At 66.1% G+C, this 13,431-nt stretch carries 9 protein-coding genes; 4 read left to right on the forward strand and 5 right to left on the reverse strand.

Annotated elements, in window-relative coordinates; all coding sequences use genetic code 11:
• The first annotated feature begins 492 nt into the window (after window positions 1-492).
• The 4 genes from EDD33_RS09775 to EDD33_RS09790 are packed head-to-tail and all read left to right on the forward strand — an operon-like array spanning window position 493 to window position 6,315.
• Entirely contained in the window at window positions 493-2,103 is a 1,611-nt protein-coding gene (locus EDD33_RS09775; protein ID WP_123390484.1) for an HAD family hydrolase, read from the forward strand.
• Entirely contained in the window at window positions 2,100-3,221 is a 1,122-nt protein-coding gene (locus EDD33_RS09780) for a phosphoribosyltransferase-like protein (protein ID WP_123390486.1), read from the forward strand. The genes EDD33_RS09775 and EDD33_RS09780 overlap by 4 nt, the downstream gene beginning before the upstream one ends.
• Window positions 3,221-5,191 carry an ORC-CDC6 family AAA ATPase gene (locus EDD33_RS09785; protein WP_123390488.1) on the forward strand — a complete coding sequence of 657 codons (1,971 nt, stop codon included), beginning with the start codon at window positions 3,221-3,223 and terminating at the stop codon, window positions 5,189-5,191. The genes EDD33_RS09780 and EDD33_RS09785 overlap by 1 nt, the downstream gene beginning before the upstream one ends.
• Window positions 5,188-6,315 (forward strand): hypothetical protein, encoded by a 1,128-nt coding sequence (locus EDD33_RS09790; RefSeq protein ID WP_123390490.1) that lies wholly within the window; start codon window positions 5,188-5,190, stop codon window positions 6,313-6,315. Before EDD33_RS09785 ends, EDD33_RS09790 begins: the two co-directional genes overlap by 4 nt.
• On the opposite strand, the gene EDD33_RS20895 is transcribed toward EDD33_RS09790, so the two are convergent.
• From EDD33_RS20895 to EDD33_RS09820, 5 genes are all read right to left on the reverse strand, one after another.
• Window positions 6,284-7,306 carry a PfkB family carbohydrate kinase gene (locus EDD33_RS20895; RefSeq protein WP_123390492.1) on the reverse strand — a complete coding sequence of 341 codons (1,023 nt, stop codon included), beginning with the start codon at window positions 7,304-7,306 and terminating at the stop codon, window positions 6,284-6,286. The genes EDD33_RS09790 and EDD33_RS20895 overlap by 32 nt on opposite strands.
• A gap of 855 nt (window positions 7,307-8,161) precedes the next feature.
• On the reverse strand, window positions 8,162-9,463 hold the full coding sequence (locus tag EDD33_RS09805) for a type IV secretory system conjugative DNA transfer family protein (RefSeq protein WP_246003446.1): 1,302 nt from the start codon (window positions 9,461-9,463) through the stop codon (window positions 8,162-8,164).
• 71 nt (window positions 9,464-9,534) lie between these two features.
• Complete coding sequence (locus EDD33_RS09810; RefSeq protein WP_148077036.1) at window positions 9,535-9,966, reverse strand: hypothetical protein; 432 nt, start codon at window positions 9,964-9,966, stop codon at window positions 9,535-9,537.
• A 136-nt stretch (window positions 9,967-10,102) separates the two neighbouring features.
• Window positions 10,103-11,938 carry a M23 family metallopeptidase gene (locus EDD33_RS09815; RefSeq protein ID WP_211332499.1) on the reverse strand — a complete coding sequence of 612 codons (1,836 nt, stop codon included), beginning with the start codon at window positions 11,936-11,938 and terminating at the stop codon, window positions 10,103-10,105.
• Window positions 11,935-13,278, reverse strand: a complete 1,344-nt coding sequence (locus tag EDD33_RS09820; protein WP_246003447.1) for an ATP-binding protein — start codon at window positions 13,276-13,278, stop codon at window positions 11,935-11,937. Before EDD33_RS09820 ends, EDD33_RS09815 begins: the two co-directional genes overlap by 4 nt.
• Window positions 13,279-13,431 lie beyond the last annotated feature (153 nt).

Genomic DNA, 13,431 nt, shown 5'->3' on the forward strand with positions numbered 1-13,431 from the left:
CGCGTTGGGTTGAACATGGAGCACCTCACGCGACGAACCAGCGCGGGGCCCGACCGCGCCCGCCGCCGACACGACGAGGCACTCGAAGTCAGGACGCTACCCCGAGTGCCTCCTCCGGCAGGCGGCGGACGACGCACGTAAGCGACAGCAACCCTCCTATAGGCCGAGTGTCCGTGACGTCTGGTAGGACTTGCCGGGGATTAGGCGACTCGAAGGTTGAGGATCTTGGGACGACGGTACGCAGATGAGTTGCAAGAGTTGCAAGAAACCTACCGGGCCGTCACGTCGCTCGAAGCGGAGGCACTAGCAGAAGTTAGTCTCGTTCAATCCGAGTTTCGGCGGCGGAGTGCCTACTTCGTCGGGAGTGGCGGAGCACTGGCGATGGCGCAGTTGGCCGCTCGCGTTCACGGGTCTAGCAGCTCGTATCCGTCGTGCGCCATTACCCCGTTGTCGTTGGCAGTCGGTGATGGGCTTCGCCCGACGAACTCAACGGTGGGCTTGTTCAGTGCGCGGGCGCGACACCCCGACGTGCGCCTGGCTGCTCGGGCGGCCCGTGCCGGGCCTGGTAACCGGGTAATCCTGCTAACGCAGCTCCCCGCCGCGGAGGTAACCCCCGAGCTTGCCGCGGTCGTCGATGAGATCGTGACCTTGCCGCGAACGGTAAAGGATGGGTTCTTGGCAACCAACAGCATCTTGGCGATGGGGAGTGCGTGGTTGAAGGCTGCCGGGCTGGACCTGCCCGACAGGCTGCCGATGCTCTATGCGCCGATGCCTCCATGGCCCGAGGAAGCCCTGCGTGCCCTGGTCCTCTACGGGCCCGATCAGCTTGCGGCCGCCTATGACTTGGAGGCACGTCTCTCTGAGACCGGGCTTGTCGACGTGCAGTTGGCCGACCTCCGGAACATGGCACACGGTCGTCACGTCGGCTTATTGAATCGAGCGACGTCGACGGTTCTTGTCACGCTGGGCGACCCCGGTGTGCAGCCCTTAGTCGACAAGACGGTCGCAGTGCTTCCGGCGTCGCTAAAGGTGGTGGACCTGTCCACTACGATTCCGGGGCCTATCGGAGTTCTTGACACCCTCGTCGGTTGTATGCGGCTCACCGGGGAGATCGGGGTGTCTCGCGGCGCGGATCCTGGTCAACCGCGGGTGAGCCCCTCTGGACGGAAGCTCTACCACTTACCGTGGGCGCGCCTCGCTTCGAGTCCCGATGGCTCGCGCCCGGCACGTGTCAAGGCGACCGCGGCCGGGATGGTCGACAGGAGTCAAGATGACCTCGACGCCTGGGTGGAGGCTTGGCATAGGTGGCGACAGTCCGTTTCCGGACGTCCAGTCTCGGCGGTTGTGCTCGACTACGATGGCACGTGCGTCCCCACCAAGAGTCGGACGAGGCCTCCAGCGCTGGAAGTTCAACAGGAAATCCACCGGCTGCTGGACCATGGCGTTCGGATCGCCTTCGCCTCAGGGCGAGGCCCATCGGTCATTGAAGAGTTGCGCCGATGGATTCCAAAATCGTTCTGGGACGACGTGGTCGTCGGGATCTACAACGGCGGGCTCCTAAATCCGCTCGCCGCAGATGTTGAGCGCGGCGCCGCACCGGAAGAAGACCTGGCAGCGGCGGCCGATCTCCTCCGCGAGGGGCTCGTCGGGCACGGATGGGAACTGTCGGCCCGGCGCTGGCAGGTCACAGTGCAACGAGTCGGAACGGAGATCGCTGACGCAGGCGCAGCAGTGGCCGCCATCCTCGAGCCGACGCTGGGCGCGCGGTTGAAAGTTGTCGAGAGCGGTCACAGCGTCGACATCGTGTCGCGCGCCACCAGCAAGCGCGCGGTGGTCGATCATCTCGACGTGAAGGTCGGAGAGGTCCTTCTCATCGGCGACCAAGGCGAGGTCGGTGGAAACGATTTCGAACTGCTCTCATACTCAGACCTCTCGCTGTCGGTCGATCGAGTGTCAGCAGACCGGAGTCGATGCTGGAACCTGTCTGAGGACGGAACCGCTGGGCCAGCTCTCTTGGCAAAGTATCTTGGGGCTGTCCAACTGCGCGGGCGGGCGGGCGCCCGGTTTTCTTGGAAGCAGCCAGCGGTGAGGAGGACAAGGTGAAGACCTCGCTTGCCAATCAACTATTGGGCAAACTCGTCGACCTGGACGAAGCAGCCGAAGCCGACCTCGTCCCGAAGTTGACCACCATGGCAGAACTTAAATGGGACACCTACGAAGGGTTCCGGGCCGGCCAGCGCTTTATGGAAAGCCTTGCGCGGTGGCTACAAGGTTTCAATCAAGCGACTCGCAAACGATGGCTCGACTTCCTCCTCACCCGACTCGTCTTCATCAGCGCCGCGGAAGTCGACCACCTCATCGCCGTGGCATATCCGGACGTCATCAGGCCGGCCATCCTTGACCGGATCGCTGTGGCCAGTGGCATTGCATGGCACCGCAAGGCTCAACTCATGAGCACGCCCGCCTTCAAAGTCGAGCAGCGCCGCATCCTTGTCTTTGCCCTCTCCGACGGCGCCCGCCTTGACGTCCTTAGGCGCAACTCCGACCTATCTCACGAGCAGTTCATCCCCCAGCCCGCGGTTCCCCCTACCCGACGTTCGGAGCTCAGTAAGAAACTTGTCGAGGCCCTGAAAGTTCACGGTGGCGAGGCAGACGACCTCACCTTCAACCACGTCCTCCTGGTCGATGACTTCTACGGCAGCGGGACCAGTCTCATCGACTATGTCGATAACGGGGATGGAAGCGTTTCTCGTAGTGGCAAGATCGAGAAGTTCCTCACCGACGCCGTCGCGCTCACAGTCTCTGAGAACGAAAGCCCCCCGGTACTCCACGAGGGCTACACCGCCACCATTTTGGTCTATATGGCGAGCGCACGGGCTAAGCGCCACATAGAAGACGCACTCATTAAGACGGGGCTAGCCAATCGTTGGAGGCTGGAGGTGGTCCAGGTCTTTGACGACAGCTGCGAGGTCACCGACGCCGACCTGCTAGCGGACTGCGACACCTTCTGGGACCCAGTCCTGGAGGACGAACACAAGAAGCGCGCCGCACGCGGCTACAAGGATTGCGCGCTCCCCATCGTCCTGCACCACAACGCTCCGAACAACAGCGTCAGCCCACTTTGGGCGGACAGCACTGGCCGACGCCGCGAGGGCTACACCAGCAAAGAACGACGAGCTTTGTTCCCCCGTTACGAACGCCATCACTCGGATCGCCCCTGATGGCCCGCCCGAACCCGTTCCGAACCCGGCACAGCGAGGCCGCATCCCGCAATCTCGCACTCTTCACGGCCACCTTTGCCCCCGAGGTGCTGCACGCTCTTCCGGCGCCACCGTTCGATCAATTCTACGTGCTGCGTAGCGCCCCGGGTGCGGGTAAGACCAGCCTAATGAAGTGCCTAACCGCCCGAACGCTCAGCTACATCCATCAACATCGCTCCAAGTCCGGCAGCCTCGTCTCATTCCTAACCGACTTCGGGGTGCTAGACGCCAACGGCCCGCTAGTCATCGGGGTGCTGGAGAATCTCGACCAGAACTACGCCGGTCTTCTCGACGTGGCCGAGGACGCTGACCTGCAGCGTCGGCTGCTGTTCAAGTTGCTCGACGCTCGCGTCATCCAAGGCTTGGTCCGAGCCTGTCTGGAATTCGCGGGGCGGGCCCCAGACGAGGATCCCGGCCTGGTCCAGTTCCACCCGCAGACCCCGGACTCGACGCGGGCGTTCATGCGGCTCGGCGGGACCAGCGGCGCGGAGCTCGTCGCGGCCGCGGAGGCTGCTGAGGACGAACTGCTTGACCTATTTGACCAAATTATCGCAACGTCAGCAGAGATGCCGATCGGGCACAGCAGACTGCACACGCTGACCGCCCTGTCCGCCGCCAAGATTGAGGTGGCAGGCGTGCCCGTGTTGGCTAGCACGCTGATCATGTTCGACGACGCTCACGCCCTCGCCGAGGAGCAGCGGACGGCTCTTCTGGGGGCATTGCGAAGCCGATCCCACACCGTGGGGCGGTGGATGGCGACCCGAAACGTGGCTCTCGAGGACGACGAGCTTTTCGGCGCTGGCGACGAGGGCCGCGACTTCGACGTGATCGAGCTTGAGGCCCTGGCACGGGATCGCACCAACAGCGCCGCAGCTCTGAACCGACTCACGGGCCAGACGCTCACCCCCAGCCGCTTCCGCAAGGTGCTGCTCGACATCGCTGACAAGCGCGCCTCATCAACGCTCGACCGAATGCTCACCGATGACACTTCGCTTACGAACCTGCTCGGAGTCGAGCCCGACGCTGCTCTGGATTTTGCCTCCGAGGATCCCTTCACCAAGGTCCGGACCCGGATTGCTGACAAGGGCGGACACGACCCTCGATATGCCGCCTGGCTTGCGGAGACCGACCAGCTCGACGGACGCGACGGCCTAGCTCGCTTGTGCGAGGTCGATGTGCTGATCGAACGCGACCGAAGTCGAGCCCAACAGGAGCTCTTCGACGACTTCCCGCTTCCTGCCGACCAGCTAGTAGCCCGCGGCAGCAGCTCCCTGCGCGAAGCCGCATACCTGCGCGCAGCGATTGATTACGACATCCCCTACTACGTCGGCGCAGAAATTTACGCCCGTCTCGGAAGCGCAAACATTGAGCAGTTCCTTGAGTTATGCGGCGATTTGATGGCCCGCCTACAGACGCAGGATGCAACAGGGCGTGAGTTGGTGTTGACCCCGGCGATCCAGGACAAGATTGCCAGAGATGCGAGTCGAAACTATTATCTAAGCCTCCCGCAGTTGCCGTACGGCAATTACATCCAGAGGCTTGTAGATGGAATTGCGCGCATCAGTAGGGAAGAGGCCGCCAAGCCCCGGATCCCGTATCCCCCCGGCGTCACCGGAACTGCACTCCTGATGTCGGACCGAGCGAAACTCCGCGAACCAGCCAGCCTGAAGCTGCCAGAAATGGCGGCACTCTATTCCGGACTCAAGTCCGCAATAGCTCACAACGTGGTCTGGATCGAGCTCAATTACCGTGTCAAGAACGCCGACTACATGGTCATTTATCTCAACCGATTGCTGTGCCCTACGTTCGGAATGCCCCTGGGGCTGGGAGCCTTCCGCGAACGCAAGCTAAGTCAGATGGCAGGCTGGATGATCGAACCACCTCGCCGCTACGGCGAGGCCGCCGACCCACGACAGGGGACGCTCATATGACTGAGACTGCCGCTCCCTCACCGTCCTTGTTCTGGGACAACCCGATGATGGCGACCGATGGCACACCCAACGGCGCGGCCGTCGTGGACGAACTGCTCACCGCGGCCAGCCGCGACAACGACCGCACCTTGTTCGTACTCTCAGCTGGGTTCGACCCCCGGTCGACCGCGGGGCTTGCGCGTTTCATCGACTCCACCGGGTCAGCCCCCCACGTGTTGGCGATCAATCCGCAACCAGGGAGTGAGGCGTCGGGTGACGAGCTCGCTGCCCGGCGCGCCGTCAACGAGGCGGCGATCGTCGGCCTGGCCACCCGCACCCGCCACGATTGGGGCTACCCAGCCGTACACGACGAGGCGAGTGCAGGTCGGCAGCTTGCGCGAGATCTCACAGCACCGGGCGCCCTCAAGGACATCGACACCGTGATGTTCGACCTTTCCGCGTTTCCGACGACATTGGCCTTCCCGATGCTCAACGCGCTGCTTCAGCGAACTGGGACAGCCGGATTCCCGACCGAACTGTTGGTTCTTGTAACGCAGAACCCGCAGCTAGACGGGGACATCACCGAGGACGGCCTCGGCGCAGCCCACCAACTTCCTGGTTTCGGCAAACGCAGTCAGCGGGCACGGTCGATCGCCGTCCGGGTGTGGGCGCCGGTCCTGGGACGGGGAGCCGGGCCAGCAATGAAGAAGATCGCAGACGTCCTGGATCCCCAGGAGGTGTGCCCTGTGCTGCCGTTCCCTGCGCGCGATCCCCGGATCGCCGACCAGCTCCTCCTGGAGCATCGCGACCTGATCAGGGACCGGTTCGAGGTGCAGCCCACAAGCTTCATCTACGCCGCGGAAACTAATCCGTTCGACCTCTATCGAACCCTGGTCAAGTTCGACATCGATTACCAGCACATTCTCGGTCCCATCGGCGGCGCCGACGTCACGCTCAGCAGTCACGGCAGCAAGCTGCTCTCGATCGGTGCGCTACTCGCGGCATATGAGCGGAAACTACAGGTGCTCGCAGTTCGTGCCACCCGGCGAACCCTTAACCGCGCGCACTGGGAACCCGAGGCTCGTGACGCCGATCAGCTGGCGTGTGTCTGGCTCAAGGGCGAACCCTACGACCTGCCACAGTAGATTGGCGTCTGCCGCAAGCAACACAGCCTTCATTCCCAAGCGTCACAGTGTCAACCTCGGGTTGCATGGCAGCGCCGCGTTCCGGGTTAGTACTCCAAGAACCGAGCCCACGCGAATCCAACAGCGCGCGGGCCTCGCCCCAAGACAGGGTGCTATTCATGCCGCGTGCCCCTAAGAACGAACACGAAAGCGCAGCCAAGGACTGTCCCAGGCGCAGGCCGTCACTAATGTTGCGATGGGTCAACCGCTGATCCGCGGTCAAATGAGCCAAGAGCCCGGCAGTAACCCAGTCACCGGCACCTGCAGAATCGCTCACCCGCGCCCTGCGAGCACGCCGAGCGTGCCACGCGCCGTGACCAGTTCGGAACTCGAGCCCGTTCGCGCCGCGGGTTCGCACCTGAACCTGCTGCTCCGGCGTATTGCTCAGGAGCGATCCGAGCGAATCTACGCGGTCCTCGCTGACTTTGAGTATGTCCGCCAGGCCAATTGCTTCAGCCGTCAAGCCACGTCGGCCAGGTCCGTTCGGCTCAAACATCACAATGCCGCCCTGTCTCTTGACCCTGACCATCAGATCTAGCGACGCCTTGCTCGCGCGGTCGACGAAGAGCATTTCGGGAGCCATGGCCGCCGCCTCCTCTGCCTGCTCGCGAGTTGCCGGTCGATGAGAAGCAAACTTGTATTTGCAAGCCGGGCAACTGAATAGATACTGTGGCCCCGATTCCGTCAGCCGCTGAATCAATATCGGCGTCTCGACGTCTGCGCTGCGATGTACATGACTGGTATTAACCCCCGCGTATGAAAGGTCTGCTCGCAGAGCTTCGCCCGCGGCATCACTCCCAATACGGGCCAATAATCCTGAGGTGTGCCCAAGCCAAGCCAAATTCGCGGCGACGTTGCCTGCAGTCCCGCCCGCGTTCCGGCCCACAACACGGGTCGTCGTTATAACGTCCAGAACCAAGTATCCGACGCTGAGTACAGTCACCCGCGACATCTCTCGGACCGACACCTTCGACGCCCCTTGGGTCGCAGTAGGCTGAGCTGGAGCGTGATCCGCCGGGTGGAACTGCAGTGACGTCACGGCTCGAACTCTAACGGGCGGATCCGACAAGTGGCGTCTTGGGCAGGCCCGCTTGCACCTTGGACGATGCCGTAAGTAGTTCGCCCGGCTCGGAGCTCGGGACCGCTACAACGTCGCCTCGACGACCGGTTGCTGACAATCGCCGGTCGGGATGCAACGAGGCTGCGGGATGCCGCGTCATTGTGGGCGGGGTGCAGCAGCTTCACTTCAAGCGACCGAGTCGAACTCCGCGTTAGCTCTCAGCGTCGGCGACTCGTCGGCTCCGGCGGTCGCTCTCGTGCTGGCGCTCGTGCATGAGAGCGTGGCGACTCGTGCCGGGGTGCGCTTGGTGTCGACCGGGAGGGCAGCCCGTCGGCCCAACCCGCCGCGCGGATCGGTCGAGAAGGGCGGGGAGGGTGTACTTGTGCCAGTCCTCGAGTGGGTGCGGCGTGACGGCGTACGACGCCTCCCATCGCGCGCAGGCTGCTGGCGCGAGCTCGTGGACGATGTGCGGGTGCTGCATCCAGCAAATGGGGATCATCTGATCCACCCGCCACGTGTGCTCGGTGTTGACCCACTCGACGACTTCGTCGAGCCACAGGTAGATAAGGCTTCTCAGGTCGCCGGAGCACGAACCGGGGTCCCACGGCCTCGGCAGGGTCGCCAGTCTCTGGAGCTCGGCGTGCGACTCGGGCGGCTGCACGGCAGCCAGGCGCAGCTCGTCAAGCATGGCAACCAAGACGGGTGACGGCACTGGGAACGGAGCTGCAAGCAATCCCGTCGGCCGCTTCATACTGTAGTCCTCCCGGCGGTCCGGCTGCGCTCTCGCGCTCTGCGTTGCAGGTCGAGGAGCACCCGGCCTCGCCGGCCGTCGATGCAGCGCTGTAGCCGCGCCACCACGGGGCGAGCGCTCTCAGCGACGACGAGTGCCTGACCATCAGGCAGCCGTCGCAGCTCCTCGGGCCGGAGAACCGCGACGTCTTCTCCGTAGGTGCTGCTCCCCCAGGTGCCGCTCTGGCGTGTGTAGCTGCGGCGGGTGACGCGGGTGGTGCCGAGGAGGTCGGAGAGCTCTTTGTAGAACGCGATGTCTTTGCCGCCGCCGAAGACGACGAGGTTGTTGGTGAGGCCGAACATGGCGCGGGCTTCGTCTTCGCCGTAGCAGATGACGAGCTGTCGCCAGGTCTGGGCGGCGTAGATGAAGGAAAGGCCCAGGGCGCGTTCGTTGGCCATGCGGGTGCGCAGGGTGGGCAGCGGTGTGGTGGAGGGCAGTTCGTCGAGGCAGGCCAGCAGGGGCGGACAGAGTCGTCCATGGGTTGAGGTCATGGCCAGGGTGAGTGCGGTGTCGAGTGCGTGCTCGGCCACGGCTGTCATGAGTGGTGAGGTTGAGGCGTAGGGGTCGTCTCGGCCCAGGAGGTAGAGAGTGCCCCGTCGTCGGATGAGGTCAACCAGGTCGGTCGCAGGGCGTCCACGGCTGGGGGTGCAGCGGCGCCGGATCGACTGCTGGAAGAAGAGCGCCATGGACTGTTGCACAGTGGTGATGGTGTTACCCGCGGTGCGGTCATCTCCGTGGAGCGCTCCGCGCAGCAGACCATCCCAGAACGGTGCGGCATCGGGGTGGGTACGGAGCACCTCCTCGGGCTGTACCGCGTTGTGCGGATCGGCGAGCCAACCCAGCACGTCCTGGACGGTGGCGTCAGCGAGGGCGGCTGCGTGAAGGTAGGCCTGCAGTACCTTGGCGCCCTCGGCGGCGTAGAACCGGGCGGCGTCGTCGCCGGCGCCGCGGTTGACGGCGCCGCGGACGGTGCCTGCGGTGAAGGCCTTGGCACGCCGCTCGGCGAGCATGGGGTCGCGACATCCGGCGACGGGGTCCCAGACCAGCGCGGGCACGCCGGGTGCGAGGTCGAACGGGTCGAGCGCCGCTACGGGCCGATTGTTCTCGGCGCGGCGGTCGATGGTCAGGAAGAGGTCGTCAGGTTTGGTCAGCGTTACGAGCGCAGCACCTGGTGCGCCCAGCAGGGCGGGGGTCAGCAGGTCGAGGGTCTTGCCTGATCCTTGTGGCCCGTAGACGCCCGTGGTCCGGTCGTAGGGCACCCATAGCTGGACCCGCGGCAGCGAGCCGGCCCGTCCCAGGTGCCACCCGGCGGCGGGCCTATCCGCCCGCCTCACTCCCGCGTTCCTCTCGGGTTCCGGCGGCGGCCGAACAGGTCGGGGCGGATCACTCGCGCTCTACGACGCAGCGCGGCCGGGCCGAGCGTGGCGGCGATCTCGGCTCGGCCGGCCAGACCGCGCCCTGCCGTCGACAGACCGAGGGCTCGCGCGCCCACCGTTGCGAGTACGAGAAGGACGCCGGTCCCGATCAGCCACACGCTGAGTGCGCTGGCGTAGGTCAGCGTCGTCGGTGGTGGTGACCGCAGTCCGACGCCGGGGTCTCCGTTCGCCAACCCGACGAGGCTGTCCAAGACCTGCCCCTCGGGCCACTGGAACCCCTGTCCCACGGCGCAGAGAGCAAGGCCCTGCCCGAGGGGTAGCGACAGTGCGGAACCCAGCCCCCACAGCGCGGCGACCATCGCGAATGGCTCCCAGGTCAGCGGCACCGAGTCGACCCGCGTGGAGTCAGGGCGCACTGGAAGGGACCTCGATCGTGGTGACACGCACACCTCTGCAGGTCGCGCCCACAGCTCCTCGAGGACACTATTGGTCCGTCTCCGCGGCGCGAACCCCGTCGCGTGGTCAGTCTCGAGGCGAGAGCACCACACCGAGGGCCGGATGGTCCGACAGTCCGCGAGCGATTCGGTTGCTGCCGACCTCGGCCAGACCCCGTGTGGCGACGAGATCGACACCGACTGATCGGACCTTGAGACCGTGCTGGGCTAGCAGCGGCGCCCAGGCGAACGGACGGTCGGAGTGCCGGTTGAGGTTCATGTCTCCGGCCAGGGTGAGGGTTGGGGCTGCGCGGTAGCGGTCTAGCAGCCGACCTAGGTTCTGCACGCTGGCGGCGTACTCGCGGGAGCGGGGTGCGCCGACCCTGAGGTGGCGGACGCCGGCGTTGAGGTGGGTCTGAATGTGTACGTGCCGGCCGATTCTGGGGACGTCGAGTTGTACGACCAGGGCCCAGCGGTCGTGTCCGAACTTGTCCCCCGGCACGGCCGCTGACAGCGGCACTACCTCGGTCGCGAGGACCCGGACGCCGGGGGCGACAAGAAGCGAGTTCTGTCGCCGGCCCGGCGACCCGGTTCCGGCGTTGACCAGCGTGTAGCCAGCGGGGACGGTTCCTCTTGTGCGCCAGCTGCGGGCGAGGCGGTGGGTCTCGTTCAGTCCGAGCAGCGTGGGCCGTGCTAGGAGTGCTCGGTCGACGGCGGCCTGGCGGTTCTTGACGTTGTACTGCATCAGCGACAGCTGGGCGCCGGCTCTGCCCGGGGACTGGCCAGGCAGGTGGCGTCCGACGTCCTGCTTCAGCCAGGTCGTGGGGTTGGTGTTGTCGGGGCCGTAGATGCTGCCGCCCTTGGTGTGGACCTCGAAGTGCAGGTGGCAGCCGGTGGCGTTGCCCTCCTGGCCCACCTCGCCGACACGTTGGCCGACGGTCACCCTCTGGCCGTCGGCGACGTCGACCACGCGCATGTGGGCGTACCAGGTCGTGAGGCGGCCGGGGCCGGTGCTGATGCGGAGCAGCTGGGGCCCGGCCCAGGGTTGGGTGCGGTCGATCCGTGCGGTGCCGGCGTGGGCGGCGAGCACGGGGGTGCCGCAAGCGACGCTGAAGTCGGTGCCGGTGTGCCAGCTGCTCCAGTGGCTGCCGCGGCCGCCCCAGTTGCGGCGGTCGCTGCCGACGACGCGGGCTGGCACGGGCCACCCCACCGGTCCCCCGCTGACGGCGGCGGCTGCGTCGTCGGCGCAGTCAGTGTCGTAGGCCGCAGCCGCGAGCTCGCTGCTGCCCCCGATCTGCTCGAGGATGCGTCCGGCGGTGTCGGCATCGTCGGCGTAGGCATCGGGATAGGCGGATCGCTGCACCCGTTGGGCCGCCACCGTCAGCGGCAGGTCCCGCCAGCCGCGCAACTGGAGCAGGGCCCGGTAGAACTTGCGGGCGGCGGTAGCCGGTGTCATGAGCTCGGTCAGGCTGCCCCACCAGGGCCACTGCTGCTGGAACACCCCGACGGAGCCGTGGTCGGTGCCAACGGCGTCGTGCGGCAGCCGGAGCGAGCGCGCGAGACCGAGCTGGTCGGGCGCCAGGTCGCCGCCCCGGCCGTCGTTGGCGTAGTTCTTGAAGCCGCTCTCCTGCCGCGCGACAGCCAGCGCCACGACGATGCCCCGCGGCGGCACCCGCATCGCCTGTCCCACCGCGACGACGATCGAGGCTCGCTGCCACTGCGTGGTCGTGAGGCCCAACGAGCCAGGCGGCAGAGCTGCCCGGCCAGCCTGCGTCACTACGGCGGATTGCCCTAGCGCGATCTTGGCGTTCGTGCGGCATCGGTCAGTCATACCGGCGAGAGTGATACCGAGACCGAGCATCAGTGCGGGGCCCAGCAGGAAGAGGGCGAGGGCAGGCGCCCAGAGGACTGCGGTTCGCCTCATGGCGGGTCCGCGGCCGGAGTGGCGATGGCGTCGTTGGTGTAGGTGAGGCGGCGTTCGAGCGGGGTGAGGATGGTCTGCACCTTGTAGCGCCGGTCGCCGACCATCCACAGGGCGCGGCCTTTGTCCTGCATGGCCCATCCGGTGACGATGTCGCGGTGCATCGGGGTGAGGCCGAGGAGGTGTCCGAGCTCGGCAGCGACTTCGTGGTCCTGGCCCATCAGGATGCGGATGTCGGCGAGGTGGAGCAGGTCCTTGGCAATCTGGGCGGCCTGGCTGCCCTGGTCGCCGGCCGAGAGCGGGTCGGAGGGCTTGTGGTAGGTCACGACCTGGATGTCGCCGTCGTTGCGGGACAGCCGCAGGTTGGAGTCGAGCGTCTTGACGGCCTCGACGCCGAGCCGGGTCTGCATCCAGGCCTCGTCACGCAGCACGATGCGCTGGTCGCCGGGCGTGGCCATCTCCCGCATCCCCTGGCCCCAGGAGTTCAGGCACATCAGCGCGATGCCGACGGCGGCTTCGTTGCCACTGGCATGCAGCGCGCTCAGCGACAGGGTCTGGATCGGGGCGCGCCAGTTGGGTTCGAAGGTCGACTTGGTGTCGAAGAGGCCCTCGAGCTCGCCCTCGCACAACGAACCGAGCGCGTCCCGAAGGCCGCGGGTGCTGTCGAGGAAGTCCCGGCGCGAGTCGTAGCGGCACTCGCTGACCAAATTTTCTGTGGGTGTGTTTAGGGCCGCCCACACGGTGGGGATCGTGATCTCGCTCAGGACGGTTTGACCGGTCGTCCAGCCGGTCAGGTCGCGCAGCACACGGTTCACGACGCGGCTCTCGGTCGGTGTGAACGGGACGGCCTGGGACCCGACGAGACCGCGGATGAGGGCGTGCCACCGGTTGAACAGGACGGCGCCGCGGCGTGCGGTCTCGGCACGGTCCAGCGTCTGCCAGTCCTGGGCGAGTGGGCCGTGGTCGAGGGGGTTGATGCGTCCGGGCATGCCGGGTCCGATCTGGTACGGGGTGACGCCGAGGGCTCGGGAGATGTCCTCGTACTCGTCCTTGACGTCGCCGAGGACCAGCGATCGGTAGCCGAAGCGGATCATGCGCAGCATGAGGGCCTTGACTAGGGCGGACTTGCCGCGGCCGGGTTTGCCGAAGACGAACACGTTGGGGTTGGTGACCTGGATGGTGTCGTCGTTGACCCAGCCGAGCGGGTCGCAGTAGAACGAGCCGCCCGACAGCGTGTTGAACCCCATGGGTGCGCCGGTGGGGGGCGGGTCGTCGCCGGCAATGAGCGGCCACAGCACCGGGGTCTGCTCCGAGGTCATCGAGTACCCGGCCAACGGTGGCATCGTGGGTGCCCAGCCGTGACCCGCGCGGCGTACTCCCCCCGGCTTGACCACACGCGGGAACAACCGTTCTGGACCTGGCTCCGGTGTGGGGGCAGGCTGTCGGGGCAGGTCGGTGCCGAAGTCCGCGAGCAGGGTGTCGACGCTTCGGGCTGA

It is taken from the genome of Nocardioides aurantiacus (assembly GCF_003752505.1).
In the GTDB taxonomy this organism is placed as follows: domain Bacteria; phylum Actinomycetota; class Actinomycetes; order Propionibacteriales; family Nocardioidaceae; genus Marmoricola; species Marmoricola aurantiacus.

Bases quoted from the DNA above. Each gene is read 5' to 3' on its own strand.
- EDD33_RS20895 (WP_123390492.1), bottom strand. From the start codon at position 7,306: ATGTCGCGGGTGACTGTACTCAGCGTCGGATACTTGGTTCTGGACGTT.
- EDD33_RS09785 (WP_123390488.1), top strand. From the start codon at position 3,221: ATGGCCCGCCCGAACCCGTTCCGAACCCGGCACAGCGAGGCCGCATCC.
- EDD33_RS09790 (WP_123390490.1), top strand. From the start codon at position 5,188: ATGACTGAGACTGCCGCTCCCTCACCGTCCTTGTTCTGGGACAACCCG.
- EDD33_RS09815 (WP_211332499.1), bottom strand. From the start codon at position 11,938: ATGAGGCGAACCGCAGTCCTCTGGGCGCCTGCCCTCGCCCTCTTCCTG.
- EDD33_RS09820 (WP_246003447.1), bottom strand. From the start codon at position 13,278: ATGCCACCGTTGGCCGGGTACTCGATGACCTCGGAGCAGACCCCGGTG.